General features: G+C 58.6%; 24 protein-coding genes, 5 tRNA genes and 1 riboswitch. Of the genes, 4 read left to right on the top strand and 25 right to left on the bottom strand.

The genetic code is table 11. From position 1 onward, the window contains the following. Window positions 1–33 precede the first annotated feature (33 nt). A complete protein-coding gene (locus H1B31_RS05355) occupies window positions 34–930 on the top strand; it encodes a LysR family transcriptional regulator (RefSeq protein ID WP_185981164.1) in 897 nt (298 codons plus the stop codon). A 65-nt stretch (window positions 931–995) separates the two neighbouring features. Here H1B31_RS05355 and H1B31_RS05350 read toward each other — a convergent pair whose 3' ends face one another. The 10 genes from H1B31_RS05350 to H1B31_RS05305 all read right to left on the bottom strand — a co-directional run bounded on the left by H1B31_RS05350 (window position 996) and on the right by H1B31_RS05305 (window position 12,744). Continuing rightward, window positions 996–2,339 (bottom strand): anaerobic C4-dicarboxylate transporter, encoded by a 1,344-nt coding sequence (locus tag H1B31_RS05350; protein ID WP_037346642.1) that lies wholly within the window; start codon window positions 2,337–2,339, stop codon window positions 996–998. 196 nt (window positions 2,340–2,535) lie between these two features. After that, complete coding sequence (locus H1B31_RS05345; protein WP_185981163.1) at window positions 2,536–4,608, bottom strand: flagellar hook-basal body complex protein; 2,073 nt, start codon at window positions 4,606–4,608, stop codon at window positions 2,536–2,538. Between the two features lie 170 nt (window positions 4,609–4,778). Then, complete coding sequence (locus tag H1B31_RS05340) at window positions 4,779–5,156, bottom strand: TIGR02530 family flagellar biosynthesis protein (RefSeq protein ID WP_185981162.1); 378 nt, start codon at window positions 5,154–5,156, stop codon at window positions 4,779–4,781. A 255-nt stretch (window positions 5,157–5,411) separates the two neighbouring features. Further along, window positions 5,412–6,218, bottom strand: a complete 807-nt coding sequence (locus H1B31_RS05335) for a class I SAM-dependent methyltransferase (protein WP_185981161.1) — start codon at window positions 6,216–6,218, stop codon at window positions 5,412–5,414. Then, window positions 6,218–8,119 carry a DNA mismatch repair endonuclease MutL gene (gene mutL, locus H1B31_RS05330; protein WP_185981160.1) on the bottom strand — a complete coding sequence of 634 codons (1,902 nt, stop codon included), beginning with the start codon at window positions 8,117–8,119 and terminating at the stop codon, window positions 6,218–6,220. The genes H1B31_RS05335 and mutL overlap by 1 nt, the downstream gene beginning before the upstream one ends. Then, a complete protein-coding gene (gene mutS / locus H1B31_RS05325) occupies window positions 8,116–10,710 on the bottom strand; it encodes a DNA mismatch repair protein MutS (protein WP_185981159.1) in 2,595 nt (864 codons plus the stop codon). Before mutS ends, mutL begins: the two co-directional genes overlap by 4 nt. A 111-nt stretch (window positions 10,711–10,821) precedes the next feature. Beyond that, entirely contained in the window at window positions 10,822–12,135 is a 1,314-nt protein-coding gene (gene miaB, locus H1B31_RS05320) for a tRNA (N6-isopentenyl adenosine(37)-C2)-methylthiotransferase MiaB (RefSeq protein WP_185981158.1), read from the bottom strand. 66 nt (window positions 12,136–12,201) lie between these two features. After that, window positions 12,202–12,275: transfer RNA gene (locus tag H1B31_RS05315), tRNA-Cys, on the bottom strand. 6 nt (window positions 12,276–12,281) lie between these two features. Next, a tRNA-Gly gene (locus H1B31_RS05310) sits at window positions 12,282–12,356 on the bottom strand. Between the two features lie 103 nt (window positions 12,357–12,459). Beyond that, window positions 12,460–12,744 (bottom strand): type II toxin-antitoxin system Phd/YefM family antitoxin, encoded by a 285-nt coding sequence (locus H1B31_RS05305; RefSeq protein WP_185981157.1) that lies wholly within the window; start codon window positions 12,742–12,744, stop codon window positions 12,460–12,462. Between the two features lie 178 nt (window positions 12,745–12,922). Between H1B31_RS05305 and brnQ the strand changes: the two genes are divergently transcribed. Then, window positions 12,923–14,275 carry a branched-chain amino acid transport system II carrier protein gene (gene brnQ, locus H1B31_RS05300; protein ID WP_185981156.1) on the top strand — a complete coding sequence of 451 codons (1,353 nt, stop codon included), beginning with the start codon at window positions 12,923–12,925 and terminating at the stop codon, window positions 14,273–14,275. 54 nt (window positions 14,276–14,329) lie between these two features. On the opposite strand, the gene H1B31_RS05295 is transcribed toward brnQ, so the two are convergent. The 5 genes from H1B31_RS05295 to codY all read right to left on the bottom strand — a co-directional run bounded on the left by H1B31_RS05295 (window position 14,330) and on the right by codY (window position 16,218). Beyond that, window positions 14,330–14,941 carry a DedA family protein gene (locus H1B31_RS05295; RefSeq protein WP_185981155.1) on the bottom strand — a complete coding sequence of 204 codons (612 nt, stop codon included), beginning with the start codon at window positions 14,939–14,941 and terminating at the stop codon, window positions 14,330–14,332. An 87-nt stretch (window positions 14,942–15,028) separates the two neighbouring features. After that, window positions 15,029–15,104: transfer RNA gene (locus H1B31_RS05290), tRNA-Phe, on the bottom strand. Between the two features lie 11 nt (window positions 15,105–15,115). Beyond that, window positions 15,116–15,192, bottom strand: a tRNA-Asp gene (locus H1B31_RS05285). A 6-nt stretch (window positions 15,193–15,198) separates the two neighbouring features. Further along, window positions 15,199–15,273: transfer RNA gene (locus H1B31_RS05280), tRNA-Glu, on the bottom strand. Between the two features lie 114 nt (window positions 15,274–15,387). Continuing rightward, complete coding sequence (codY, locus tag H1B31_RS05275) at window positions 15,388–16,218, bottom strand: GTP-sensing pleiotropic transcriptional regulator CodY (RefSeq protein ID WP_185981154.1); 831 nt, start codon at window positions 16,216–16,218, stop codon at window positions 15,388–15,390. A 286-nt stretch (window positions 16,219–16,504) separates the two neighbouring features. Here codY and rpmB point away from each other — a divergent pair, with 286 nt between their 5' ends. Together rpmB and H1B31_RS05265 are read left to right on the top strand one after the other, a co-directional pair. Further along, the gene (gene rpmB, locus H1B31_RS05270) at window positions 16,505–16,696 is read left to right on the top strand and encodes a 50S ribosomal protein L28 (protein WP_006307492.1); all 192 of its coding nucleotides are present in this window, start codon (window positions 16,505–16,507) and stop codon (window positions 16,694–16,696) included. Between the two features lie 72 nt (window positions 16,697–16,768). Then, window positions 16,769–17,314 (top strand): beta-class carbonic anhydrase, encoded by a 546-nt coding sequence (locus H1B31_RS05265; protein WP_185981153.1) that lies wholly within the window; start codon window positions 16,769–16,771, stop codon window positions 17,312–17,314. A gap of 49 nt (window positions 17,315–17,363) precedes the next feature. Here the strand turns inward: H1B31_RS05265 and H1B31_RS05260 are convergent, their stop codons facing one another. The 10 genes from H1B31_RS05260 to htpG form a co-directional block, all read right to left on the bottom strand. Beyond that, window positions 17,364–18,098, bottom strand: a complete 735-nt coding sequence (locus H1B31_RS05260; RefSeq protein WP_185981152.1) for a M48 family metallopeptidase — start codon at window positions 18,096–18,098, stop codon at window positions 17,364–17,366. Beyond that, window positions 18,095–19,000 carry an Hsp33 family molecular chaperone HslO gene (gene hslO / locus H1B31_RS05255; protein ID WP_185981151.1) on the bottom strand — a complete coding sequence of 302 codons (906 nt, stop codon included), beginning with the start codon at window positions 18,998–19,000 and terminating at the stop codon, window positions 18,095–18,097. Before hslO ends, H1B31_RS05260 begins: the two co-directional genes overlap by 4 nt. Window positions 19,001–19,009: 9 nt before the next feature. Further along, window positions 19,010–19,573, bottom strand: a complete 564-nt coding sequence (yfcE, locus tag H1B31_RS05250) for a phosphodiesterase (RefSeq protein ID WP_185981150.1) — start codon at window positions 19,571–19,573, stop codon at window positions 19,010–19,012. A 4-nt stretch (window positions 19,574–19,577) separates the two neighbouring features. Then, window positions 19,578–20,042, bottom strand: coding sequence for a 6,7-dimethyl-8-ribityllumazine synthase (gene ribH / locus H1B31_RS05245; RefSeq protein WP_185981149.1), 465 nt, complete (start codon window positions 20,040–20,042; stop codon window positions 19,578–19,580). A 1-nt stretch (window position 20,043) separates the two neighbouring features. Further along, window positions 20,044–21,261, bottom strand: coding sequence for a bifunctional 3,4-dihydroxy-2-butanone-4-phosphate synthase/GTP cyclohydrolase II (locus H1B31_RS05240; RefSeq protein WP_185981148.1), 1,218 nt, complete (start codon window positions 21,259–21,261; stop codon window positions 20,044–20,046). A 10-nt stretch (window positions 21,262–21,271) separates the two neighbouring features. After that, window positions 21,272–21,904: a riboflavin synthase gene (locus H1B31_RS05235; protein ID WP_185981147.1), complete on the bottom strand. Its 633-nt coding sequence runs from the start codon at window positions 21,902–21,904 to the stop codon at window positions 21,272–21,274. Window positions 21,905–21,908: 4 nt separating this feature from the next. After that, complete coding sequence (ribD, locus tag H1B31_RS05230; RefSeq protein ID WP_157049436.1) at window positions 21,909–23,012, bottom strand: bifunctional diaminohydroxyphosphoribosylaminopyrimidine deaminase/5-amino-6-(5-phosphoribosylamino)uracil reductase RibD; 1,104 nt, start codon at window positions 23,010–23,012, stop codon at window positions 21,909–21,911. A 68-nt stretch (window positions 23,013–23,080) separates the two neighbouring features. Further along, window positions 23,081–23,214: riboswitch (FMN riboswitch) on the bottom strand. A 37-nt stretch (window positions 23,215–23,251) separates the two neighbouring features. Further along, complete coding sequence (gene dhaM, locus H1B31_RS05225; protein ID WP_185981146.1) at window positions 23,252–23,638, bottom strand: dihydroxyacetone kinase phosphoryl donor subunit DhaM; 387 nt, start codon at window positions 23,636–23,638, stop codon at window positions 23,252–23,254. A 1-nt stretch (window position 23,639) separates the two neighbouring features. Further along, window positions 23,640–24,311, bottom strand: coding sequence for a TerC family protein (locus H1B31_RS05220; RefSeq protein WP_009441235.1), 672 nt, complete (start codon window positions 24,309–24,311; stop codon window positions 23,640–23,642). A 9-nt stretch (window positions 24,312–24,320) separates the two neighbouring features. After that, window positions 24,321–26,270 carry a molecular chaperone HtpG gene (htpG, locus tag H1B31_RS05215; RefSeq protein WP_009441236.1) on the bottom strand — a complete coding sequence of 650 codons (1,950 nt, stop codon included), beginning with the start codon at window positions 26,268–26,270 and terminating at the stop codon, window positions 24,321–24,323. Between the last annotated feature and the right edge of the window lie 46 nt (window positions 26,271–26,316).

Below are 26,316 nucleotides of genomic sequence, written 5' to 3'. Positions count from 1 at the left end.
CGCATAAAAAAAAATTATTAGGAGGATGGTCTCATGGAACTACGGCAGTTGGAATATTTCCAGATGGCGAGCCGCCTGAAAAACATCACGCGCGCCGCCGAACGCCTCCGCGTCTCCCAGCCGAATATCACTGTTGCGATCAAAAAACTGGAGGGCGAACTTGGCATACAGCTCTTTGACCGCAGTCAGAAGCAACTCTCCCTAACGCCTGAGGGTGCAGTCTTCCTCGGGCGCGTCGAGGTAGCGCTGCGCAACATACAGGACGCCGTGCTCGAGGTCAACGACTACAAGCAGCTGCAGAAGGGCACAATCAAGATCGGCATCCCGCCAATGATGGGTGCCTACCTCTTCCCAAAGATCTTCTCGAGCTTTCAGCGCCGCTATTCCCATCTCGACGTATACCTGCATGAGGAGGGTTCCGTCGCAATCCGCGAGCAGCTTGAGCGCGACGAACTGGACTTCGGCATCATCATCATCCCCGACACCTCGCCGAATCTCCAGCTCCTCCCGATGGCGCGCAGCCAAATTGTCTGCTGTGTCCCCGAGGACAGCGATCTCGCTGCACGCAAGGCGATCACGCTTCAGGACATTGAGGATCACAACCTCATCATGCTCAAAGAGGGTTCCTTCCTACGACAGACCATGCTGCAAAAGATGAAGACAGCAGGATTTACGCCGAACATTGTACTCGAATCCAATCAGGTCGTCACCATCATGGGGCTCGTCGCGAGCGGCGTCGGCAATGCCTTCCTGCTCGACATGATCGTGCGCGACACGCCGGGTATTCGCGCCATACCACTCGCTACGCCCGTATACGTCGACGTCGGTCTTGCGTGGAAGCGCGACCGCTACATTTCGCGCGCCGCGCAGTCCTTCATCGAATTCAGCAAGAACATTCTCAGCCACCAACCCGATCATACGATGCTCTGATATAGACAGAGCAAGCCTCCTCCGCAGCAAACGGAGGAGGCTTTTCTATGCGCAATTTATACTGCTCAGAAAATCAGATGTGCTACGACGTAGCCGACGCAGCAGCCCGAAATGACGCCGATCAGCCCTGGAATCATGAACGAGTGGTTCAGGATGTACTTGCCGATGCGCGTCGTGCCCGAGCGGTCAAAGCCGATGCACGCGAGGTCGGACGGGTAGGTCGGCAGGAAGAAGTAGCCGTAGCATGCCGAGATGAACGAGAGTACGAGGATCGGATCCATGCCCACATTGATCGCCATCGGCACAACGATTGCAATTGCCGCGCCCTGCGAGTTCACGAGCTTCGACGTGAGGAACGCGAGGACGGCGTACGCCCACGGATAGGTCTGCACGGCAGAGCCGAGGAACTCCTTCAGGAAGCCAATGTGGTTCATGAAGTACGTGTCCGCCATCCATGCAACACCATAGACCGAGACAAGCGCCACGACGCCCGAGCGGAACACCTGCGAGTTGCCGACATCCTTCGCCTTCACCTTGCAGCTGACCAGAATGATCGCCCCCACGAGCAGCATGACCATCTGGATGACGACAACCATCGAGATCGCCTTCGGTGCAGCATCCGGCTTCGGTGGGAACTTCGGCAGCAGTTCGGGGAAGTTGCCGAGAATCGCGATGGCAATGATACCCGCAAAGAAGATGAACATCGCGCGGTAGTATTCCTTTGGCAGCTCCTTATCGAGCAGTGTCTCCGCATCGCCGTAAACATACTTCTTGTTCTCAGGGTCACGGATGAACTCTTGGAATCGCTCATCCTGCTCGAGATCCTTTCCGCGGCGATAGCTCCAGAGCGCTGCAAAGAGTACTCCGAAGCCTGTCGCAGGAATCGAAACCGACAGCACCTGGAACACAGTGAACTCATGCCCCGAGGCGGAGAGGAAGGCAACCATAGAGACGACAGCCACGGACACAGGCGAGGCACAGATGCCCATCTGCGAGGCAACGGACGAGACCGCCATCGGACGCTCGGGACGGATGCCCTGCTTGATCGCGATATCGTAGATGATCGGGAACATCGTATAGACAACGTGCCCCGTACCGCAGAGCACCGTCAGGAACCACGTCGTGAGCGGTGCGAGAATCGTGACATGCTTCGGATTGTTGCGCAGGAACTTCTCCGCATACTTGAGCATGACAGTGAGTCCGCCGGAGGTCTGCAGGAAGCCCGCACACGTCACCACCGCGAGGATGATCAGCATGACATCGACCGGCGGCTTACCTGGCTGATAGCCAAAACCAAACGTGTAGATCACAAGGCCGAAGCCACTGATCACCGCAAGGCCAAGACCGCCGTGCCGCACACCGACAATCAGGCAGGCCAGCAGAACAATAAAGCCCAACAGCATTTCCATAAATATTATTCCCCCATTCTGATGCTTCCGCAGAGTCCCCACTCCGCACAGATATAATACATCTTGCGTCATTATACAGCATGAATGCGTTATTAGTAAAGTCTTCTAGGTATAAATGCAAACTATATCTTAAAAAACATCTGCCGCAATACAAAGAGCCGCCCATACGGGCGGCTCTTGCGCGGGAGATATTCGTTTACCGCTTCATATTGATGAGGGTCTCAAGCATCTCGTCGGATACCGTGATGATCTTCGAGTTCGACTGGAAGCCGCGCTGCGTGATGATCATGTCGGAGAACTGGTCGGCGATGTCTACGTTGGACATCTCGAGTGCCGACGTAGTGAGCTCTGTGCCGATGTCAGACGCACCGCTGATCGTACGCGTACCAGAGTTGTTCGACTCCTGATAGAGGTTGCCGCCCATCTTCGTGAGACCGGACGGGTTGTTGAACTGCGCCATTGCGATCTGCGCCTCTTTCTGGCGCACGCCGTTCGTGTACGTGCCCGTGATGACGCCCGTGCTGTCGATGTCAACACTCGAGAGCGTACCTGCCGCATTGCCGTCCGAAGTCGCCGAGATCGTCGACGTGCCTGAGTACTGAGTGATTGCCGCGAGGTTCATAGAGACCTGCTGCGGCGCCGCACCGTTCGTATAGGTGAGGTTCAGCGACGCCGAGCCGCTGACATACCCACCCGCCGTATCAAAGTTGAGGTCGGTCTTGGTCAGCGCAACCGTCGTCACCGTACCGTCCGCCTCAGTGATGTTGAATGTGTCTCCGCCACTGCCGAGCGAGAGCGTCCACTTATTGTTCGCAGCCTTCGTGTAGACAACAGGAACGGAATGTTTTGCACCAAGCGAATCATACACGGTAACCGTCGTCGCCACCGACGGATAGAAGGTATCGCCCGCGTTGTAGGACTTGCCGATCAGTCCGTCGATGGAAGTGCCACTCTTCGTATTCAGCACAACGCTGGAAACGGTTCTGCCTCCATACTCATAGAAGGCCTCTCGTGTGATCGAGGCAATCGTTCCATCTGCAGCAGTACCACCAGCTGTATGCGTGTATGCCTGATTAGGCGCCGTTACCGCTGTAACAGCATTGAGTGCCACTTGGTTGCCATCAGCAGTTGTCACCATCGCTCCAAGCTGACCTGTCACCTTGCCAATCTTGAGCTGACCTGTATACTTATCATTAACCGCATAGGTGAAGCTCGTCGGATTCGGGACACGTACGGTGATCTTAGTGCCCGGCGTAATGTTGTTGTCCTCCTTCAGCGTCACATATACCTCAGTTGACCCTGCACCGACGCTGTCAACATGGTCGATTGTTCCACTAATGTCATATTTGCCGTCAACGGAATAGGTTCCGGAAGTCAGACCAGTAAGATTTACGGGGGTAGCCATGGCTGTCGGCGTGCCTGGCCATGTAGCAGGGGGCGTATATAACCCAACAGGACTGGACGGATTTGTCGAATCAAGGCCGAGCTCCAGATCGACTGTGCCGCCTGTTTTTGCGGTAATACTAGTAATGGTCGAGGAGTAGAGCGCTCCCGTTGGATGCCCGCCAGCTGTCTGTGTAGGTGCCGTACCCGAGAGACGAATCTTGCTGCCGTCAGCCATATTCAGAACAAGCTTGCCGCGTTCTGTCGGGCTATAGTTTTGCACCGTCCCCGATGTGCCGTCCGCGTACCGCACCAGTGTGTTTGCCACCTCATAGCCCGGCGTCGATGCATTCAGATTCTTCGTATAGGATGCCGTTGCCGTCGTCGTTGCATCCATCGACTTACCTGCGGGGATCCGGATCTTCGTCGTATTGTCACCCGCGACATTGAGGACGCCGTTGTTTGCCATATAGCCCTGCACATAGAGACCCGTGCTCGGGATCGTGAGGTTGCCCTCTGCATCGAAGCCGAACGCACCGTTACGCGTGTAGAACTTCTGCTCACCGCGCGAGACAACGAAGAGCCCGTCGCCGCGCGAGATTGCAACGTCCGTGTTCTTGCCCGTCTGCTGGACGGAGCCGTTCGTGTAGATCAGATCGGTACTCGCCACACTCATGCCGAGACCGACCTGCTTCGGGTTCACGCCGCCGATCGTGCCGTTCGGCGAGGATGCACCCGAGAGGTTCTGCGAGATCATATCTGCGAACGTAACGCGGCTCGCCTTGAAGCCTGTCGTGTTGACGTTCGCAATGTTGTTGCCGATAACATCCATGCGGGTCTGATGGCCTTTGAGACCGGAAACACCCGAGAACATGGAACGCATCATAATGAATCTCTCCTTTGCTGTGTGTGACAGTGCAAAGGAAAGCCATCGCTCTGACAGGACGCAGATCTCCGCAGAGATGCCCTGCGCTCCTTTTTGAGACAATCCCCTTGTCTCTCTGCTGACCGCACCAGTCACGCGCGGTCAAAAGCCTCCCGTAGGTCCAGCTTTTCTCAGATAATGGCTGCACTGTCAATGTTCGTAAAAATACTGTCTGCCGCGGTCACGTCGTCAAGCGCCGTAATCACGGTGCGGTTCGTCACAGAGACGACCATTGCCGTACTGTCCTTCATGTAGATCAGGGCTTCCCTTGCGCCCTTCTCCCGCATGCGGTCAATCGTACTGCCGAGCTTCTCAAGCTCTGTGTGTGTGAGCATGACACCGCGCCGCTGCAAGCGTTCCTCTGCATGCTGCGAGAAACGGACGCGCTCCCTTGCCCCCTTGAGTACCTGTGCAAACGACGCTCCGCTGCTGCCCATCACATTTCGTCCGTGGTCGGTTCCCCTGCATCCTTGCCCGACCAGCGCTATCGAATCGTCTGCAATCCTCATCGCATCACCTCCTTATGTAAGGAATCGCTGATAAAATTAAGTCCGTCAGATTGGTGCAGATTTTTTGTCCTGCCAAGGAAACAAACCGGACGCATAGCAAAGGCTATGTGGAGGATTTGTTGACACAGGCAGGGCGAAAAGGATGCATCAAGATGGCGGTGCTGAATTTATCAGTGCTTCCTTATTTTTAGAATAAAACATTCCACCGTGTATATCGGTGGAATGTGGGATAAACTTAAATGGAAATAAAAATTTTTATAGCTCCATCACACCGTACGCGATGCGGCTGTACTTGCCGCCCGTGAGGGTATCGAAACCGAGGCGGGCGAACTCGGCACTCTCTCGCCGCTCCTTCATGGCGACGCGGCGGCGTGCAACGCGGCATGCCTCAGCAATCGTCTCCTCCGTGAGCGCGCGCATATCCGCGAGAACACGCAGGGCGTTCATGCCCGCGCTCTCGTGAAGCGGACGGCGGAACATGGGGTCGAAGTAGACAACATCATGACTCCCCGTCTCCTGCGTGCGCAGATAGTCGAGTGCGTCCGCATGATGCACCTCGATGCGGCGCATTGCCGCGTGCATATCGTAGTTGTCGCCCGTCGCGTGTGCGAGCCCGTCCGCAATCACCGCCGCAATCAGCGCGTTCGACTCGAGCGCCGTCACCGCACCCGACGCACCGACGGCAAAGCTCTCGACAATCGCGTCTGCCCCCGTACCGAGCGTGCAGTCAAGGACGCTCATACCCTCGGTCAGCCCAAGCGCACTCACAAGGTGGTCGCCGTGTCCGAGGAGGAGATTCTTGATCCTCAGATGCGACATGCCGGGGTGAAAAAAGAGCTCTCCCTCCGCCGTGACGAGCGTGAGGAGTCCGCGCCGCGCAACGAGCACTGCATCCACGCCGTATGCCGCGCGCATCTCCTCGAGCGAATCATTGCCGCGCGGGACGTTCGGGATGGAGAGCGCTGCCGCCGTACGCTCCGCGAGTGCACGATTCGCCTCTGTATACCGCTGTCCGCGCCGTACAGTTGTGACGATGGCGCTGATTTTGCTTTGCTCCGGCATCAGAGGTTGAACCCCGTGCGCTTGAACATCTTTGCGAGGTCGTGTGTATCGAACTTCAAAATGGTCGGGCGTCCGTGCGGGCAGGTAAAGGGGAACGGCGTACTGCGCAGCTCGTCAAGCAGGATCTCCATCTGTCGCACGTTCAGTTCCTCGCCCGCCTTGATTGCGGCGCGGCATGCCATCGTTGCAATCCCCGCCTGACGCAAATTCGCAGGTGTCGCCGCGTGCAGGTCGCCGAGCGAGACGAGGATCTCGCGAATTGTCTCCTCTGCCTCATCGAGCGGGATGTCGGCGGGCGCCTCGGTCAGGCGATATTCCCGCTCGCCCGCAGGCTCGAGATGGAAGCCGAGACGGTCAAACAACTCTGCATTCTCATCGATGTACTGCGCCTCATGCGCATCGAAGGAAAGGATCGCGTGCACGAGCATCTGCTGAGACGGGATGCCGTCCGCCTGTGCCGAGAATCGGTCAAAGAGAATGCGCTCGTGCGCTGCGTGCTGATCAACGATGTAGAGGGTCTGCGCGCTCTGTGCGATGATGTAGGTGAGATCAACCTGCCCGATGGGGAGAAGATTCCCCTCAATGCCTGTGTTCTCTGCCGATGATGCCGCCGCAAGTGTGTCGCGCTCATCCATGCGCGCCGCACCAACTGCATCTTGTGCCGCACGCAGGTCGATGCTCTGCCCGCGCCATTGCAGTGCCTCATGCACGGTCTGCGGACGGATGGGCGGCATGGCATAGTTGTGAGTGGAGTGGGACGCTGCGGGCGGTGTATTCATCTGTGGGGAAGCTGCGGCAAACGCCCCGTGTGCCCCCGTATTCATCCCTGCACCGACGTTCAGAGGGACGGCTTCATAGTGAAAGCTCGGCTTTTCGACCGCCGCCGCGATCGCCGCCGTCTCTCCCGCCGCGCTGCGGATCGCGTCGAGGACGCTCTTATAGACCGCCTTGAAGATGCGCCCCTCATCCTCGAATTTCATCTCCGTTTTCTGCGGATGCACGTTCACGTCAATCGTACGCTGGGGTACTTCGATGCGCAGGACTGCGAGCGGAAAGCCCATCTTCGGCACGAGCGCACGGTATACATTGTCAATTGCCTTTGCAATCGCACGGTTCTGTATCGTGCGCCCGTTGACGATATACGTCTGCCACGCGCGACTGCTGCGGATCATCGAGGGCTTCGAGATGTAGCCCGTGATCCGAATCTCCGCTTCCTCGTCCGCAAAGTCGAGCGGGATGAGTGCGCCCGCCGTGTCGTGCCCGTAGAGGCTCTCAATCGTACGGCGCAGGCTGTCGTCGCCCGCCGTCATGATGGTGAGGCGGTTGTTGTTGATGAACCGGAACGCGATGTCAGGACGCGAGAGTGCGAGGCGGATCACGTAGTCGCTGATTTTGCCCGCCTCGGTCGTATTCGTCTTGAGAAATTTCTTGCGCGCAGGCGTGTTGAAAAAAAGATCCTCCACGCGCACGGTTGTCCCAATCTCGCAGCCCGCGTCCTCAATCTCGGGCGTCTTACCGCCGAGGATATCCACGCGCGTGCCAAGATCATCTGACGCCTGCCGCGTAAGGAGGGAGAAACGTGAGACGGAGGCAATCGTCGGCAGTGCCTCGCCGCGAAAGCCGAGGGTTGCGACCGTTTGCAGGTCGGAGACGGACGTGATCTTGCTCGTCGCGTGGCGCAGGATCGCTGTCTCTGCATCCTCGCGCGTCATGCCGCGCCCGTTGTCCGTCACGCGAATGAAACTGACACCGCCGCCCATTATTTCGATCTCGACGGCGGCCGCGCCCGCATCCACCGCGTTCTCGCCCAGTTCCTTCACGAGGGAGGCAGGACGCCCCACGCCCTCCCCCGCCGCAATCTTGTTGATGGTCGTATCGTCCAGTACATGAATTCGCGTCATGCCTCTCCTGCCTCCTTCCGTGCCTGCTCCTGCAAACGATAGAGTGTGTTCATCGCCTCGAGCGGCGTCATGGTCATCACATCGAGCGTCCGCAGCTCTGCGAGTGTTCCGTCCGCAAAGAGGGATGCCATGCCGTCGGTGAGCGGCGTTTCCTGCGCGCTCGCGACGGGTATCTCGGCCGCCGCGCTTGCAGATTCCTTTTGCTCAAGTGCGTGCAGAATCTCCTCGGCACGCGCCGTCACTTTCGTGGGCAGTCCTGCGAGACGTGCGACGTGGATGCCGTAGGACTTGTCTGCCGCACCCGCGACAATGCGCCGCAGGAAGGCGACGTTTTTCCCCTTTTCGCGTACAGCAATGCAGTAGTTGCGGATGTGCTCATTCTCCATCTCCGTCAGCTCGTGGTAGTGGGTCGCGAAAAGCGTCTTTGCGTGGATACGTGTGTCAATGTGCTCCACGACCGCACGCGCAATACTCATACCGTCGAAGGTGCTCGTGCCGCGCCCGATCTCGTCGAGGATGACGAGGCTATCGCGCGTCGCCTCACGTAAAATCTGGGCGACCTCGTTCATCTCCACCATGAAGGTGCTCTGTCCGCTCACGAGGTCATCGCTCGCACCGATGCGCGTGAAGATGCGGTCGACGGGTGCGATCTCCGCTGTGCGCGCGGGGACGAAGCTGCCGACCTGCGCCATGAGTGTGAGGAGCGCGACCTGCCGCATATAGGTGGATTTTCCCGCCATATTCGGCCCTGTAATGAGCATCGTCTCCGTGCCGCCGTGACTGAGTTCCGTGTCGTTTGGGACGAAAATCTCACGCTCCAAGATACGCTCCACGAGTGGATGACGTCCGTCCCGTATGAGGATCGTCCCGTCCGCCGTCACCTTCGGGCGGACGTAGCGGTAGGATGCCGCCGCTTCGGCGAGGCTCTGCAGAACATCGACGCGCGCAATCGCCCGCGCGACGTTCTGTATCGGCACAAGCTGTGCCTTGACCTCGTCGCGCAGCGTCGTAAAGATATGGTACTCCAGCGCCGTGATCTTCTCCTCTGCGCCGAGAATCTTCGCCTCGAAGTCCTTCAGCTCCTCCGTGATGAAACGCTCCGTGTTCGCAAGAGTCTGCTTGCGGATGTAGTCGTCGGGCACTTGGTCGCGCCCGCTATGGCGCACCTCGATGTAGTAGCCGAAGACCTTGTTGTAGCCGATCTTGAGCGTCTTGATGCCCGTGCGCGTGCGCTCGCGCTCCTCCATCTCCTGCAAAAGACTCTTGCTGTCGTGGGAAAAGACGCGCAGTTCGTCGAGCGCCGCGTCGTAGCCCGTGCGGATGATGCCGCCGTCGCGCACGGACAGCCCCGGCTCGTCCACAATGGCGCGTTCGAGAGTGTCGCGCAGAGCGTCAAAGGTCTGAATCGAAGCGGCTGCGCGCATCAGGAGGCGGCTCGCTGCTCTGCCAAGTGCGGTGCGCACAGCGGGGAGTGCGGCGAGGGAGACGCGCAGGGCGACGAGGTCGCGTGCATTCGCCGTCTGTGTCTCGATGCGCGTCAGCAGGCGCTCAAAGTCATAGACTGAGCGCAGCTGCTCGCGCAGCGTGCCGCGCAGCCCTGCATTCTCCACGAGTTCCGCGACAGCATCAAGGCGCGCATCGATGCGGTGCGGCGTGAGCAGCGGATGCTCGAGCCACGCGCGCAGGAGGCGCGTTCCCATCGGCGTGCGCGTGAAGTCAAGGACATCGAAGAGCGTATTCTTCTTGCCGCCGTCGCGTAGGCTACGCGTGATCTCAAGGTTGCGCAGCGTGTAGGTGTCGAGCTGCATCGTCTCGCGCGTATCGAGGAAGGAGAGGCGGTTGATCTGCGAGAGATCGGTTCGGACGGTATCGTGCAGGTAGTGCAGGAGCGTCTCGACCGCCGTCTGCGCACCTGCATCCGCCGGAATCTCCGTCGCTGTGAAATGTTGCGTGAGGAGCACACCGTCCGCCTCCGCCGCAACCATCGAAACGGCACAGCGTGGGAGGCGCTGCATGAGGAAGGCGCGGACGGTATCGGAGAGAGAGAAGCCCTCAGTCAGCAGCAGCTCTGCCGTCATGCGGCGGTAGAGTTCGTCCATAATCTGCTGTGCGGCAGTCTCCCCCGCATAGGACGCATAGAACGCCTCGCCCGTCGAGATATCCGCGCCCGCGAGGACGAACTTCCCATCACCGCAGTCATGCAGGAGTGCGATGTAGATGTTCGCCGCGTCGCGCAGCACCTCATCTGAGAGGGCAGTGCCGGGCGTCACGACCTTTACCACCTCGCGGTGCGTCAATCCCTTTGCCTTCGGGTCGCCGATCTGCTCGGCGATGGCGACCTTGAACCCCTTTGCGACGAGGCGCGCGATGTAGCTGTCCGCTGCATGGTAGGGGACGCCGCACATGGGGCTCTTGTCGAGGTCGCCGCTGCGGCTCGTGAGTGTCAGCCCGAGTTCCTTTGCCGCAATTTTTGCGTCGTCAAAGAACATCTCGTAGAAGTCCCCGAGGCGAAAGAAGAGCAGTTCGCCCGGATGCGCCTCTTTTGCGCTCAGATATTGCTGCATCATCGGCGTGACGTTCTGCGCGTCCATAACGAACCTCCTGTGTTGAATGCAATTACGGAATATTAGCTTCCCCCGTCGTTACGGGGGAAGTGCCGAGCAAGGCGAGGCGATAGGGGCGCTCCGAGAGCAGCCCCCGTTTTATGACACGACTTCCCCTTTAAGCACCCATGTCTGTGGCTGCGTCACGCGCACCTGCACGAAGTCGCCCTCCTGCTCCGCGCCATGCGGGAACAGCACAATCTTGTTCGTGCGCGTGCGCCCGCTCCACACGGCGGGATCATTCTTGCTCGCTCCCTCGACCATCACCTCGAGCGTCGCACCCATCAGCCGCTCGTTGATCTCCCTGCTGATCGTGTTTTGTTCCTCCATCAGGGCGTTCAGCCGCGCGTGCTTCACCTCGTCAGGGACTTGCTCCGCCATCGTCGCGGCTGGTGTACCCGAGCGCTTTGAGTAGAGGAACGTATACGCCGAGTCGTAGCGCATCTCACGCAGGAACGCAAGCATCTCGGCAAAATCCTCGTCCGTCTCCCCCGGAAACCCGACGATGAGATCGGTCGTCAGGCTCGCACGAGGCAGTTCCTCGCGCACGCGCAGCGCACGCTCGCGGTATCTCTCCACCGTATAGCCGCGGTTCATCGCCTTCAGAATGCGGCTACTGCCGTACTGCACGGGCAGATGGATGTGCTCGCAGATATGCGTGCCGTTCTTGATCGTGTCGATCAGCTTGTCGCCGATGTCCTTCGGGTGCGAGGTCATGAAGCGCACGCGGCGAATGCCCTCCACCTCGTCCACCATGCGCAGGAGGTCAGCGAAGTCCGCACGCTTGTGGTCTTTGCCGTACGAGTTCACATTCTGCCCGAGGAGCGTCACCTCAGTATAGCCCTCCGCCACGGCACGCTGCACCTCTGCGACGACCTCCTCCGGCGCGCGACTGCGCTCGCGTCCGCGCACATATGGAACGATGCAGTAGGTGCAGTAGTTGTTGCAGCCGTACATGATCGGCACCCACGCCGAGAACTTGCCGCCGCGCGCAACGGGCAGATTCTCCGCAATCTCGCTGTCCGAGAGGGCTACATCGACCACGGGCGCGTGCTCCGACGCAATCTCTGCGATGATGCGCGTGAGTTCCTGTACCTTGCCCGTGCCGAGCACAAAGTCGATGTGCGGCGCACGGCGCATGAGGTTGTCGCCCTCTTTCTGCGCCATGCAGCCCGCGATGCCAAAGATCAGCTTCGGATTTTTTTCCTTTATTTTTTTTATTTCGCCGATCTTTCCATAGACCTTGTCCTCCGCCGTCTCACGCACGCAGCAGGTATTGATGAGGATGATGTCGGCATCCGCCGTCTCCTCCGTCCGCGTGTAGCCCGCGCCCTGCAGCTGCCCCTCCATGCGCTCGGCGTCCGCAATGTTCATCTGACATCCATAGATAAGGATTTTATACCGTCCCCGCATTCGTTCCCTCTCACCTTTATACAGTAAAAAAGTCTGGAAGAAATCCTTCCAGACCGCATTTCATATTGGAGGCGACACCCAGAATCGAACTGGGGATAAAGGTTTTGCAGACCTCGGCCTTACCACTTGGCTATGTCGCCGAAAGATGGAGCGGAAAACGAGGCTCGAACTCGCGACCCCCACCTTGGCAAGGTGGTGCTCTACCACTGAGCTACTTCCGCATGTGATCTTCCTATGCCGCCGAACGCGACACTTAGACATTATATCGATAAGGATGAATTCTGTCAAGGAGAAAATATGAAGGGCACAGAATCTGATAGGACACTATGATTCCCTCGTGAGCAGCTCGGCGCGAAGCGTATCAAATCTCTCCTGCAGGGGAGCAACATGACCGCGGCGCACATCTTCCTCCGCTTCGCCAAGGGTTTCGAGAAGTTCAATCCGCGCCTTCATCTGTTGATACTGCTCATATCCGAGCAACACGGTATCTCCGCGTCCGTTCACCGTGATGATGACGGCTGTCCGCTCATCCCGACACTGACGCGAAATCTCACTGTATCTGCTGCGCAAATCCGCCGAGGGACGGATATTTTCGGCTAATGCTGTCATGTGACTTCCTCCTATGTGGTCATATTATATACGAATTTGACCATTGTCAAGTGCTATCCTATGGGCACAAGGAAAATATAAAGTTTTCATGCATAACTGCATGCCAAACATTTGACAGCGCCCGTTTATTCTGTAATAATGAAGGATATTGCTTTTCTATCGTTTATGTGTATCAATTTTGGAGGGAATTGCCATCAACGCACTCAAAAAGAAAGACCTCTTGACGCTCGGCTTCATGATGTTCTCGATCTACTTCGGCGCGGGCAATCTGATCTTCCCGCCCGCACTCGGTCAGGCAGCGGGCGATCACACGCTGCTCGCGATGCTGGGCTTCATGACGACGGGCATCGGGCTGCCGCTCCTCGGGATCACGGCGATTGCGCTCGCGGGCGGCGAATACGTGCCGCTCCTGCGCGCGAAGACGTGGCCGATGTTCGCAACGGTACTGCTCATCATCCTCTATCTCATCATCGGCCCGCTGTTCGCCATGCCGCGTACGGGCGCTGTCTCGTTTGAGATCGGCATACGCCCCTTCCTCACGGAGGAAAATCTCGGGCTCGGCCAGCTCATCTATACGGCGATCTTCTTCGCGGCATCCTACTATCTGGCGCTGAATCCGAACAAGATCATCGACCGCGTGGGCAAGATGCTGACCCCCGCGCTCCTCATCGTGCTCGCCATTCTCTTTGTGCAGGCATTTCATTCACCGCTGGGAGACGTATTCGCGCCGACGGGCAGCTATATCGAGGCACCGTTCGCGCAGGGATTCCAGGACGGCTACCAGACGATGGATCTGCTCGCCTCGATTGCGATCGGCGCGCTCGTAACGAACGCCGTGCGGCTGCGCGGCATCACGGACACGCGCGCCATCGGAGCCGCCTGTCTCGTCTCAGGGCTTATCACGGTCACGCTGATGGCGATTGTCTACGGCTCGCTCGCCTACATCGGCGCAACAAGCGCATCGGTACTCAGTCACTCGGAAAACGGCGGTCAGATTCTCTCGGGTGCGGTCGGTATCTTCTTCGGCTCTGCGGGCAATCTCCTGCTCGCCGTCATTATCGGACTCGCGTGCCTGACGACATGCTGCGGCATTACCTCGAGTGCGGCGATGTTCTTCAACAAGCTGCTGAAGGGGCGCATCTCGTACGAGCGTCTGCTGCTCTTCTCGATTCTCTTCAGCTTTGCCGCGTCGAACGTAGGTCTGACACAGATCATTGCGCTTGCTGTTCCGTTCCTCGTTGCGATCTATCCGCTCGTCATCGTCTTCGTCATTCTCTCACTCTTTGACCGCGTGATCGGTTGGCGCAAGAGCATCTATCAGGGTGCAATGGCGCTGACACTCGTATTCTCGCTGATCGACGGGCTGCATGCGGCGGGACTCAGCAACGCGGGAATCCACGCCATGCTCGTTGCGTACATCCCATTCTATGAGATCATGATGGGCTGGGTCTGCCCCGCCATCTTCGGCGCGCTCGTCGGACTCGGTGTCTCGCTGTTCCAGACCGCACCCGCAACGGTGAAGGAAGCGTAACAGAATCAAAAAGACTGCTGTACGAAAATGCTTGTACAACAGTCTTTTTTACACTCAGCACAGATCGTGCTTCTTTTTCTTCTTCCATTTCAGATAGAAATAGCTGATTGCAATGACGGAGCAGATGATGAAGATGATGCTCGCCTCGTGCCCGTACGCCATGAGATCCGTCCAGTTCTCCCCGAGCATCATGCCCGCATAGATGATCGCCGCCGTCCACGGGAGTGAGCCCGCGATCGTGTAGGTGAAGAACCGCTTCGGATCGACGCGCGCAAAGCCCGCCGGCAGCGAGATGAACGTACGGATCACGGGCAGCATGCGGCTGAAGAAGACCGCCTTCAGCCCGTAGCGGTCAAACCAATCCTGCGCCGTATCGACGTGGGATTTTTTGATGAAGAAATACTTCCCGTACCGATCGACGAAGGGACGCCCACCGCGCGCGCCGACCTCATAGGCGAAGATCGAGCCGAGCAATCCGCCGACCATTCCCGCCAGCAGTGCGCCCTCGAATGACATATGGCCCGCAGAGATGAGATAGCCCGCAAAGCCGAGGATGAGTTCGCTCGGAATCGGGATACACGCATTTTCCGCCGCCATGAGCACCGCGACGGCAACATAGCCCCACGAGGCGATGAACGAGAGAAAAATCTGAGAGAAATATTCCACGGCAAAATCTCCTTTACAACCCCTACCCCATTATCATGCTACAAAAAAATCCCCAGTTACTTCTGTACTGGAGATTCATACCCAAGGTGGTGCCTCAGAGCGGAATCGAACCACTGACACGGGGATTTTCAGTCCCCTGCTCTACCAACTGAGCTACCGAGGCAAAAGGAAAAATGGCGACCCGGATGGGACTTGAACCCACGACCTCCGCCGTGACAGGGCGGCATTCTAACCAACTAAACTACCGGGCCGAACTTTGGTGACGCGTACGGGATTCGAACCCGTGAAGCCGCCGTGAAAGGGCGGTGTCTTAACCACTTGACCAACGCGCCGTACATCATGAACTGCGGCGGACACCCGCGGGTATCCGCCACACACTCACGAAGGCAATTATATGGGATTTTTGACCGCTTGTCAACATCTTTTATTTACGCTATAATACGTCATCAGAGGCTGACACCGCTGCCGAGATTTGCCCACTGGACATCCGAGGCATACTCCTCGAGTTCGGGCAGCTTCTCCATGAGGTAGGAGTTCGTGACGCGCACGAACGTCCCCTTCATGCCGAGCGACTTCGACTCGATGACACCTGCGGACTCGAATTTGCGGAGCGCGTTGACGATGACCGAGCGCGTGATCTTCGCCTCGTCCGCAATGCGCGACGCGATGAGTCTGCCCTCGAACTTCCCTTGGCTCGCAAGCTCCTGCAGGATCGCATGCGCCGCCTTGCGCTCGGAGTACGAGAGTGTCTCCACTGCAATGCGTACCGCCTCGCGCTGACGCGCCTCGACCTCATTGCGCTGCGCCGCATCGCGCAGCATCTCCATACCGACTACGGTTGCGCCGTACTCCGAAAGCAGGAGGTCAGGATCCCCGAACTCTTTCTTGCCGCTTGCCACAACGAGAGTCCCCAGTCTGCGCCGTGGGCCGTAGATCGGTGTGATGACAATGTTCTGCTCGCGGAAGAGCTCCGCCATCTCTTTTTCATAGGACGCCCCGTCCGCATCCACCCGGATGTTCGCGTGCGTCTCCTCCAAGCGATTGAGCCAGTCGACATACTTTCTCGGGAACTGTCCCATTTCGATCGCTTTGTTCACCATGAGGTCGTCATCATCGTCAAAGAGCGCATATCCGCAAATTTTGCCGCCCTCGTCCGTGATGTAGACGTTCGCCTCAAGGACATTGCTCAACACGCGCGAGATCCCGTCATACTCAACGCTTTCCGAACGCTGAAGCAGACGATTGATTTGCCGTGTTTTTCCCAGCAATGAAATCATCTGAATCCCCCTCTTTCTCGAACTGTCCGCACAGTCCGAAACAAATAACCACACCCCGTAAAAGACATTTTTCCTTCTATAGATATAATACTACATTTTTTCCAAATATCAAGAAAAACTTGAATGTTTTTCATCTTTGACCGATAAAATCCTACTATCGTTCCATAGGAACAGGCGATATTGCCGAAAAAATTTTTTCTGCATCTTGCCTAATGGGGGGAATCATAGTATAATAGCACGGTATTGCGCGCGACTTGAGTGAAGTGCGCGTCGAGGAGGTGTAGCAATGGCAAGTGTATGCGAGGTCTGCGGCAAGGGGCCGATGAGCGGCAACAATGTGAGCCACTCCCATGTGAAGACGAAACGCAAGTGGAAGCCGAATATTCAGCGTGTCCGCGCCCTTGTGAAGGGTGAGGTCAAACACGTCAATGTGTGCACGCGCTGCCTGCGTTCCGGCAACGTCGAGCGTGCCGTGTAACAATCAGCGCATAGAAGAAGCCGTCCGCAGTTCGGGCGGTTTTTTCTTTCGAAATGTGAAAGGGATGATGTGATGTCGAATGTGAACGAGATTCTGGCGGCGAACGAGGACTATGCTGCCGAGTTTGGGGATAAAGGCGCGCTGTCGCACGATCCGGCGCGGCGCTTTGCCATTGTCACCTGCATGGACTGTCGCCTCGACCCCGCAAAGTTCGCTGGGCTCCTCGAGGGGGATGCGCACGTCATCCGCAACGCGGGCGGGCGCGTCACGGCGGATGTGATCCGCTCGCTTCTCATCTCCTATGAGATGCTGGGGACAAATGAGTGGTTCATCATCCAGCACACGCACTGCGGCATGCAGGGCTTCACGAACGAGGAGGCACGGGCACGCTTTGCGGCGGATGCGGCGAAGCAGGGAATCGACGCCGTCGAGGCGCATTACATCGACTTCATGCCGATCAGCGGGACGATCGAGGAGAATCTCGTGCGCGATGTCAGCCACCTGCGCCATCATCCGCTCGTCCCCGCCGCGATCACGATTCACGGCTACGTCTATGACGTACACACGGGGCGCCTGATCGTCTCCGAGGAAGCGGAACGGATTGGGGCGGGAAAATAAAACAAAGCAGCAAAAAATAACGCTCCATGCGGGGCGTTATTTTTTGCTGTCAATTTTCCTCTGTGCGAGCCCACTCATTCAACCTCCTCCGCACCTCACGCCAGTCCGGAAAATACATATCCATACGAGCGTAAAAACGTGCGTCGTGTCCACGCACCCAGAGATGTGTGAGTTCGTGCGTGATGACGTAGCGGAGGGCGGGCACATCATAGCGGGCGAGGTCGAGATTGAGTGTAATTGCCGCCGTTCGGACATTGCAGCTCCCCCATCGCGTCTTCATTGCGCGGATGCGCCAGAGAGAGGCACGCTTGCCGACCGTCTGCTCACACGCAGGTGCTTCGCGCTCGATTGCCGCCGCAAGCTGCGTGCTGTAGAGCGCCATGATTGCCGCACGTCTCACGTCCGCATCTGCATCCTCGGGCACATGGAGCAAAATCTGATTCTCCACGCGTTCAGCATACGGCTTCCCGCACAGGAGTGGACGGTAAACGAGGGGATATGCCGTCCCCCAGAGAGGAATGCTCTCCCCCTCCACATACTGCGGCTCGGATTTCTCTGCATGCACAGAAAGCAGCCGCCGACGCTCATCAATCCATGTGCGCCTGCGGCTGACAAAGTGCTCAATCTCCCTCTGGGACGTCCGCTGCGGCACGCTCAGCTCGATGTGCCCGTCAGGCGGGCAGACACGGAGGTAGAGATTCTTGATATTCTTGTAGCGTATCTCAGTCGGAATGCCGTCGATGAGGAGTGATTTCTCCCGCAGGAGGCGCACCCGCTTCCTCATTTCCCCTCTTGTGCGCGCATCTCACGCATCTTTGACGCGACATTGTAGATGACGTTCAGATCCTCGCTGTCAAACGTATAAGCCTCGTTGCAGAAATGGCATTTCACCTCTGCCTCGCCGTCGTCGCGCAGTGCCCGCAAATCAGCTTCGCCGAGCGTCAGCAGACGGTCGGTGATGTAGTTCTTCGAGCAGTTGCAGCGAAAGGCGAGGTCGGTTGTCGAGAGGATCTTCACATCATCGAAGCCGCCGAGGATTTTCCCAATGATGCCCGCAGCGTCCAATCCCTCCTCCACCATATGGGAGACGGAGGAAATTCCCTTGAGGTTCTCCTCGAGACGGTCAATCACATCATCAGATGCACCCGGCAATGGCTGAATGAAGAAGCCGCCCGCGCCGAGACATTTCAGCTCGGGGCTGACGAGGACGCCGAGCCCGATCGAGGACGGCGTCTGCTCCGAGGTGTAGAGGTAGCTGATGAGATCCTCTGCGACCTCGCCGTTTGTGATGTCGACGCTGCCCGTGACCGGCTCTTTCAGCCCCGTGAAGCGCGTGACCGAGAGGATGCCACGCCCGATACCGCCGCCGACGTCAATTTTTCCGTGTGCGTTGAGCGGCAGATTGACATGCGGATGATCGACATAGCCGCGCACCGAGCCGTCTGCCGTTGCATCCGCCGTCACCGTGCCGAGAGGGCCGTCGCCCTTGAACTTAATTGTCACGGATTCCTTGTTCTTGAGGTTCGCGGCAAAGAGGAGCGCGCCCGTCATCGTGCGCCCGAGCGCCGCTGCAGCAACGGGATAGCAGTCGTGCCGACGCATCGCCTCGGCAACGACATCCGTCGTCACCGCCGCATATGCACGCAGCATCCCCTCTGCCGCCGTCGCCTTAATGAGTTGATCCATATTCTGTCCTTACCAGTCAAGTGCGAGTTCATGCAGGACCTCGCCCGTATCTATGTCAAAAATCCGAATTGCACCGTCCTCAAGGACTGCGACGGTATTGCGCCCATCGGAGCGCTTTGTGAGTGCGGCAGAGCCGGGGTTGAGGAAGACGGTATTGCCGCGCTTTTCGAGTACGTTCACATGAACGTGTCCGCTGATAAAAAGGTCGGCTTTCAGATGCTGCGCCATCGCGTCCTTCTCCGCATCTGTCATGACGGCGTCGCCGTGCGTGACGATGATGCGCCGCCCCTCCCACACAACGTAGGCATAGGGGGACATCAGAGGCACTTCGAGACAGCTCGCATCCACGTCTGAGTCGCAGTTGCCCTTCGCGATGATGACAGGGATCTCGGAGGCGTTGATGCGCTCGATCAGCCCCATCGGGTTGTAGTCCGGCTTCATCGGATTGCGTGGGCCGTGGTAGGCGACGTCGCCCGCGTGGAGGATGAGATCAGCGCCCGTGAAGAATTTCTCACAGGCGCGCACCCATGCACCTTCATGTCCGTGCGTATCGCTGAGTATTCCGATCTTCATGGTCTCACATCTTCCCGAGGAGACTTGCCATCTCCATTGCCGCCATCGCCGCATCTGCGCCCTTGTTGCCCGCCTTCGTGCCCGCGCGTTCGATTGCCTGCTCGATGTTCTCCGTCGTCACGACGCCGAAGATCGTCGGCACACCCGTCTGCAGCCCGACCTGCGCGACGCCCTTCGACACCTCATTGCAGACGTAATCGTAATGCGTTGTCGAGCCGCGAATGACCGCACCGAGGCAGAGGACGGCGTCGTACTTGCCGCTCTCCGCCATCTTCTTCGCCGCAAGCGGAATCTCGAACGCGCCCGGCACCCACGCGACGTCGATGTCCGCATCCGCCGTCTCGTGACGGTGGAGCGTATCGAGCGCACCGCTGACGAGTTTCCCTACAATGAACTCGTTGAACCGTGCGGCGACAATGCCGAATTTACGCCCTTTTCCGCTGATGTAGCCCTCGATTATGTTTGCCATGTCAGTTTCCTCCCAATTCCTCATCACTGAGGATATGTCCCATCTTTTCCTTCTTCACCGTCATATACTTGCGGTCAAAGTCATGTGTGCTCATGACGATCGGTACACGCTCGACAATCTTCAGCCCGTAGCCCTCAAGTCCCGCGCGCTTCGCAGGGTTGTTCGTCATGAGACGGATCGTCGTGAGCCCAAGATCGGCGAGAATCTGCGCACCGAGCCCATAGTCGCGCAGATCCGGTGCAAAGCCGAGCTCGACGTTCGCCTCCACCGTGTCGCGCCCCTGATCCTGCAGTGCGTAGGCACGCATCTTATTTGCAAGCCCAATGCCGCGCCCCTCCTGCCGAACGTAGAGGACGACGCCCTCGCCCTCCGCCTCAATCTGCTCGAGCGCCGCCGCCAGCTGGTCACCGCAGTCACAGCGCATCGAGCCGAGCGCATCGCCCGTCAGACACTCCGAGTGCACGCGCACGAGCACGTTCTCCTTACCGCGCACATCGCCCTTCACAACGGCGAGATCACAGCGGCTGTTGAGCGTGTTCTCATATGCAAGCAGACGAAAATGCCCATATTTGCTTGGGAAATCCACGTCCGAAATGCGATGGACAAACGTCTCCGTATGCTTGCGGTACTCGATGAGATCGGCGATGGTAATGATGTTCAGCCCGTGCTTCTTCGCAAACTCCTTCAGCTCGGGCGTGCGCATCATGTGCCCGTCATCCGCCATGATCTCGCAGCACATGCCCGCAGGGTACAGCCCCGCCATGCGAGCTAGATCGACCGTTGCCTCCGTATGCCCCGCACGACGGAGGACGCCGCCCTCAACCGTGCGCAGGGGGAAGACATGACCGGGGCGGCGGAAGCTCGACGGCTTTGCCGCAGGGTCGATGAGCATCTTTACCGTGTGGCAACGCTCGAATGCGGAGATGCCCGTCGTCGTATCGTAGGCATCGACGCTGACTGTGAACGCCGTCTCGTGGTTGTCCGTGTTGTTCTCGACCATCTGCCCGATCTCGAGCTCGTCGAGTCGGCTGCCGGCGATCGGCGTGCAGATCAGCCCGCGTGCGTGCGTCGCCATAAAGTTCATATGCTCGGGCGTGAGCTTCTCGGCGGCGACGATGATGTCACCCTCATTCTCGCGATCCTCATCGTCAACGACGACGAGCATCTTGCCGTTTTTGATGTCCTCAATCGCCTGTTCAATCGTTGCAAAATCTGACATAGTATCTCTCCTAAAATCCATTTTGCAGGAGGAAGTCCTGCGTAATGCCGCAGCTGTTCGCGGCGGATGTCCCGCCGAGCAGCTTCAGCGCATATTTGCCCAGAATGTCCGTCTCGATGTTGAGCGAACTGCCGACACGCTTGACGCCAAGGTTCGTCACCGTGCGCGTATGCGGGATGAGACTGACAGTAAAATCCCGCACCCCCACCGCCGCGACCGTGAGACTGATGCCGTCGAGCGCAACCGAGCCCTTCTCAACAATCCCGTGCAGAATTGCAGCGTCTGCCGCAACCGTCATCAAGATCGCATTGCCCTCTTCGCACATCTCCGTGATCTCACCCACACCGTCGATGTGTCCGCTGACGAAATGCCCACCGAGACGCGTCGTCGGGAGCAGGGCACGCTCGAGGTTGAGCGGTGCGCCGTGGGTCAATCCTGCGAGCGAGGTGCGCCGCAAGGTCTCCGGCATGACCGCCGCGCGGAAACCGCGCGCATCGAAGGCTGTGACAGTGAGACAGATGCCGTTGACTGCAATGCTGTCACCGATGTGTCCATCCGACTGGACAAGCTGTGCCCCGATAGAGATATTGCCGCCCGAAAGCCCCGCGAACGTGCCGACCTCCTCGATGATTCCTGTAAACACACTGTCACCCCCCTGCTGCACGCGGATAACCCGTAACGAGGATATCCGCGCCCACCTGCTCCACCGTCATATCCGTGAGACGGAGCGCCGCCTGCGGGCTGTCAAAGCCCGTGCCTCCGATGGGTGTCGGCGCTGCTGTGCCGCCCATCAGCATAGGCGCAATGAAGGCGTGTACCTTGTCCACGAAGCCCCCCGCGAGGAACGACCAGTTCACCTGCGCGCCCCCCTCGACAAAGAGTGAGGAGATTTCATGTGCGCCGAGCCAGTCAAGGAGCTGCCCGATGTCCACGCGCTCCGCGCCAAGCGTCACAACCTCCGCACCGCACGCGTGCAGGAGATTCACACGGCGATGGTCGGCGCGCTCGCTCACGGCAATCACCGTTGGCGCTGCGCCGTCCGTCAGGAGTTTTGCATCAATCGGCGTACGTGCCTCGGAGTCGAGCACGATGCGCGGGGGATTGTGTCCCGTGCGCCCCTCCAGGCGCGTCGTGAGGCTCGGATCATCCGCGAGTACCGTGCCGATGCCGACGAGGATCGCGTCCTGCACATCGCGGCATTCATGGACGCGCGCACGCGCCGCCTCGCCCGTAATCCACTGTGATGCGCCCGTATGACTTGCGATCTTCCCGTCGAGCGTCATTGCCGTCTTGAGCGTGACAAAGGGGTGCTTCGTTGTCACCCATTTCAAAAACACCTCGTTCTGCCGCCGCGCCTCTGCCTCACATACGCCGCTCACAACCTCGATTCCCGCCGCCCTGAGCAGGGAAAACCCGCGCCCCGCAACAAGCGGGTTCGGGTCGGAGAGCGCCACCACGACGCGCGCAATGCCCGCCGCAATGACCGCCTCGGCGCACGGCCCCGTGCGTCCGTGATGCGCGCACGGTTCGAGTGTCACGTAGAGCGTCGCGCCGCGCGCCAGCTCCCCCGCCATGCGCAGTGCATGAATCTCCGCGTGCGGCTCCCCCGCCGCGCGATGCCAGCCGCTCGCGACGATCGTATCATCCCGCACAATCACCGCCCCGACGAGCGGATTCGGCGACGTTCGCCCGCGCGCATACGCCGCCATGCGCAGCGCCTCGCGCATATAGGATTCGTCAATTTCCTTCATAACAATCCCATTCATAAAAAATGCCGCCGGAAGAGTTCTCCTCCGGCGGCACAAATCGTCCTAAATAGACGCGCCTTTTCCCATCCAGACTGCGGAGTTGCCTCCTTCACTGTCGGCTTCGGAATCTCACCGAATCGTGCCCCTCACAGGGGCTTGCGGGCTATACCGCCGGTGGGGATTTGCACCCCGCCTCAAAGAGCATCGTTCGTATGCTATTGTAACACTATGGGTTTACCGTGTCAATCGGCAATCTTGCGCGCGCTGCGCGTTTCCTCCGCGCGCTGTACAACCTCATCGAGATTTGCTCCGCAGACCGAGGCAATCGCCGCGACAACGCCCCCCTCGATGAGGGGACAGTCCACCATACGCAGACGACGCTCCGGCATCTCCTCCACAATCGTCTCGACCGTGAGGATAGAGCTGCCAGCATCCATGAGGATGACAACGCCGTCGTCCGTATACACCGCGTCGATGGCGGCGACGATTCGCGCATAGCTCGTACCGAAGCCGCCGTCCTCCATGCCGCCTGCGACTGCGAGGCGCACATCCTTTGCCATCATGCGGCAGGTCTCCGCAGCGCCGTGCGCGAGCGCAGCGCTGTGCGTTACAATCACAAGTCCGACCATATCAGCCTCTCTGACGCAGCCATCCGCCGATGCCGCACACTGCTCCCGCGAGTGCCGCGGGCAGGAGTGTCGCCGCCTGTGGGACAGCCTCCAATATCATCACGCCGATCGTGCGGTCATGTACGATCATCGCACCGCCCGTCCAGCCGAGAATGGCAGTACCGAGCACGACGAGCACGGGATATTTATCCATGAGTTTCCCAATGAGCTGACTCCCGCCGACCACAATAGGGATGCTGATGATAAGACCAAGCACAACGAGCAGAAAATCGCCATGCGACGCTCCGGCGATCGCAATCACGTTGTCAATGCCCATTGCCGCATCGGCAATGATGATCGTCTTGACCGCTCCTGCAAACGTCTCTGCTGCCTCAATATGCTCCTCGCCGCCCGACGGCTTCATCAGCTTCACCGCAATCGGCAGCAGCACCAGTCCCCCGAGTGCCTGCAAGTAAGGCACAGAGAGCAGCTGCACGGCGAAGTACGTCATGATCAGACGGATGATAATCGCACCCGCCGTACCGACGTAGATCGCACGCTTTCGGAGGTGTGTGGGCAAACGGTTGGATGCCATTGCAATAACGACGGCATTATCCCCCGCGAGCACGAGGTCGAGCACGATGATCGAAAAGAGTGCCACAAAGAACTGCGACGAAAAGAGTTCGACTTCCACAGCTTCTCCTTATTTTGCCATCATCTTTGCGAGCTTCTGCGCAAAGGCGACGGGATTCTCCGGCAAGATGCCCTCAATCAGCAGTGCCTGCGTATAGAGCAAGTCGCAGTAGTCCTTGAACTCCTCGCTGTCCTTGCCCGCTGCGTGCACCTCTTTCAGCTTCGCAAAGAGGTCGTGATGCGGGTTGATCTCGAGAATGCGCCGTGCCTTGAACATCGGATTGTTCATCTCGGCAAAGGTCTGCTCCATCGACAGCGACGGCCCTGCCTCATCCGCGACCAGACAGACCGCGCTCGAGCGCAGACGCTGCGAGATCTTGACCTCCGCGATCTTATCCCCGATGGCTTCCTTCACATCCTTGATGAGATCGTCGTTCGCCTTGGCGATATCCTCGGTCTCCTTCTTCGCCGCCTCGCTCTCCGCATCTCCTAGATCGAGATCGCCACGGCTGATCGAGTGGAAGTTTTTCCCCTCGTACTCATGCACCGTCTCGATTGCAAACTCATCCACGGGGTCGAGCAGGAAGAGCACCTCCAGACCGCGCTCGCGCAGCTGCTCCATCTGCGGCAGCTGTTCAATCGTCGCCTGATCCTTCGCCGTCGCATAGTAGATGCTCTTCTGGCTCTCGGGCATACGCGCAACATACTCCTTGAGGGAGACAAGCGCCCCCTCCTTCGAGCTGTGGAAGAGCAGGAGATCCTTCAGCTTGTCCACCGTGTCGCGCCCCACGTACATGCTGTTGTAGATGCCGATCTTCAGCATCCGCCCGTATTCGTTCCAGAACTTTTCGTAGTCCTCACGGTTTTTCTCAAGCTTCTTGCCGAGTGCCTTGAGCACATTTTTCTCAAGCGCACGTCCGATGGTCTTGAGCTCACGGCTCTGCTGCAGAAGTTCACGCGAGATGTTCAGCGAGAGGTCGGGAGAGTCCACGAGCCCCTTGACGAACCGCAGATAGTCCGGCAGGAGATCCTTGCACTTGTCCATGATGAAGACGTGGCGCGAGTAGAGCTGAATGCCCGGCTCATAGTCTGCCTGATAGAGGTTGAACGGCGCACGCGCAGGGATCTCAAGGAGTGCCGTGTACTCGACTGTCCCCTCCGCCTTCGTGTGGAACACCTCCATCGGTGCTTCCCACTCGTGGAACTGGTCACGGAAGAAATCGTTGTACTCCTCCGCCTTGATCTCCGACTTTGCACGCGTCCAGAGCGGCTGCATCGAGTTCAGTGTGCGCAGCTCCGTCTTCTTGATCTTCTCCGCGCCCTCGATGACCTTGCCCTCATCGTCGCGCGGCATCTCCTCCGTCGTGACATTCATGCGGATCGGATAGCGCACATAGTCCGAATACTTCTTCACGAGGCTCTCGAGCTCGAACGTATCCGTGTAGTCCGTCTCGCCCTCCGTGAACTCCTTCGCGAGGTGGATCGTCACCGTCGTGCCGCGCTGCTCCTTCTCCGCATCCTCAATCGTATAGCTGCCGTCGCCTGCCGACTCCCAGCGCGTTGCCTGCTGCTCGCCCGCACGGCGCGTCACAATCGTCACACGCTCCGCGACCATAAATGCCGAGTAGAAGCCCACGCCGAACTGCCCGATCAGCTCCTTGTCAGCTGTGCCGCCGCTCTCCTCCTTCGCCTTGGCAAGCTGCTCCATGAACGCCTTCGTGCCCGACTTTGCAATCGTACCGATGTTCTCCACAACCTCCGCACGCGACATACCGATGCCACTGTCCGAGATCGTCAGTGTCTTACTCTCCTTGTCGGGAACGAGGAAAATCTCATAGTTTTCATTCCCCTCGAGCATATCGCGGTTCGTCAGGCTCTCGAAATGCAGCTTGTCCATCGCATCCGACGCATTCGAAATCAGCTCACGCAGAAAAATCTCGCGGTTCGTATAGATCGAGTGGATCATCAGATCGAGCAACTGCTTTGTCTCGGCTTGAAACTCAAATGTTTCCTTTGCCATAGTATCATTCTCCCCTTGTATTCGATTATTTTGCATAGTTCTCTAA

This window comes from Selenomonas timonae, from assembly GCF_014250475.1.
Lineage (GTDB): Bacteria > Bacillota > Negativicutes > Selenomonadales > Selenomonadaceae > Centipeda > Centipeda timonae.
The sequence above is the reverse complement of the archived record's forward strand: the minus strand, read 5'-3'. Positions and strand labels throughout refer to the sequence as shown.

Coding starts and splice junctions, on each gene's coding strand:
- H1B31_RS05355 (WP_185981164.1), top strand. CDS start 34: ATGGAACTACGGCAGTTGGAATATTTCCAGATGGCGAGCCGCCTGAAA.
- H1B31_RS05350 (WP_037346642.1), bottom strand. CDS start 2,339: ATGGAAATGCTGTTGGGCTTTATTGTTCTGCTGGCCTGCCTGATTGTC.
- H1B31_RS05345 (WP_185981163.1), bottom strand. CDS start 4,608: ATGATGCGTTCCATGTTCTCGGGTGTTTCCGGTCTCAAAGGCCATCAG.
- H1B31_RS05340 (WP_185981162.1), bottom strand. CDS start 5,156: ATGAGGATTGCAGACGATTCGATAGCGCTGGTCGGGCAAGGATGCAGG.
- H1B31_RS05335 (WP_185981161.1), bottom strand. CDS start 6,218: ATGCCGGAGCAAAGCAAAATCAGCGCCATCGTCACAACTGTACGGCGC.
- mutL (WP_185981160.1), bottom strand. CDS start 8,119: ATGACGCGAATTCATGTACTGGACGATACGACCATCAACAAGATTGCG.
- mutS (WP_185981159.1), bottom strand. CDS start 10,710: ATGGACGCGCAGAACGTCACGCCGATGATGCAGCAATATCTGAGCGCA.
- miaB (WP_185981158.1), bottom strand. CDS start 12,135: ATGCGGGGACGGTATAAAATCCTTATCTATGGATGTCAGATGAACATT.
- H1B31_RS05305 (WP_185981157.1), bottom strand. CDS start 12,744: ATGACAGCATTAGCCGAAAATATCCGTCCCTCGGCGGATTTGCGCAGC.
- codY (WP_185981154.1), bottom strand. CDS start 16,218: ATGATTTCATTGCTGGGAAAAACACGGCAAATCAATCGTCTGCTTCAG.
- rpmB (WP_006307492.1), top strand. CDS start 16,505: ATGGCAAGTGTATGCGAGGTCTGCGGCAAGGGGCCGATGAGCGGCAAC.
- H1B31_RS05265 (WP_185981153.1), top strand. CDS start 16,769: ATGTCGAATGTGAACGAGATTCTGGCGGCGAACGAGGACTATGCTGCC.
- H1B31_RS05260 (WP_185981152.1), bottom strand. CDS start 18,098: ATGAGGAAGCGGGTGCGCCTCCTGCGGGAGAAATCACTCCTCATCGAC.
- hslO (WP_185981151.1), bottom strand. CDS start 19,000: ATGGATCAACTCATTAAGGCGACGGCGGCAGAGGGGATGCTGCGTGCA.
- yfcE (WP_185981150.1), bottom strand. CDS start 19,573: ATGAAGATCGGAATACTCAGCGATACGCACGGACATGAAGGTGCATGG.
- ribH (WP_185981149.1), bottom strand. CDS start 20,042: ATGGCAAACATAATCGAGGGCTACATCAGCGGAAAAGGGCGTAAATTC.
- H1B31_RS05240 (WP_185981148.1), bottom strand. CDS start 21,261: ATGTCAGATTTTGCAACGATTGAACAGGCGATTGAGGACATCAAAAAC.
- ribD (WP_157049436.1), bottom strand. CDS start 23,012: ATGAAGGAAATTGACGAATCCTATATGCGCGAGGCGCTGCGCATGGCG.
- dhaM (WP_185981146.1), bottom strand. CDS start 23,638: ATGGTCGGACTTGTGATTGTAACGCACAGCGCTGCGCTCGCGCACGGC.
- htpG (WP_009441236.1), bottom strand. CDS start 26,270: ATGGCAAAGGAAACATTTGAGTTTCAAGCCGAGACAAAGCAGTTGCTC.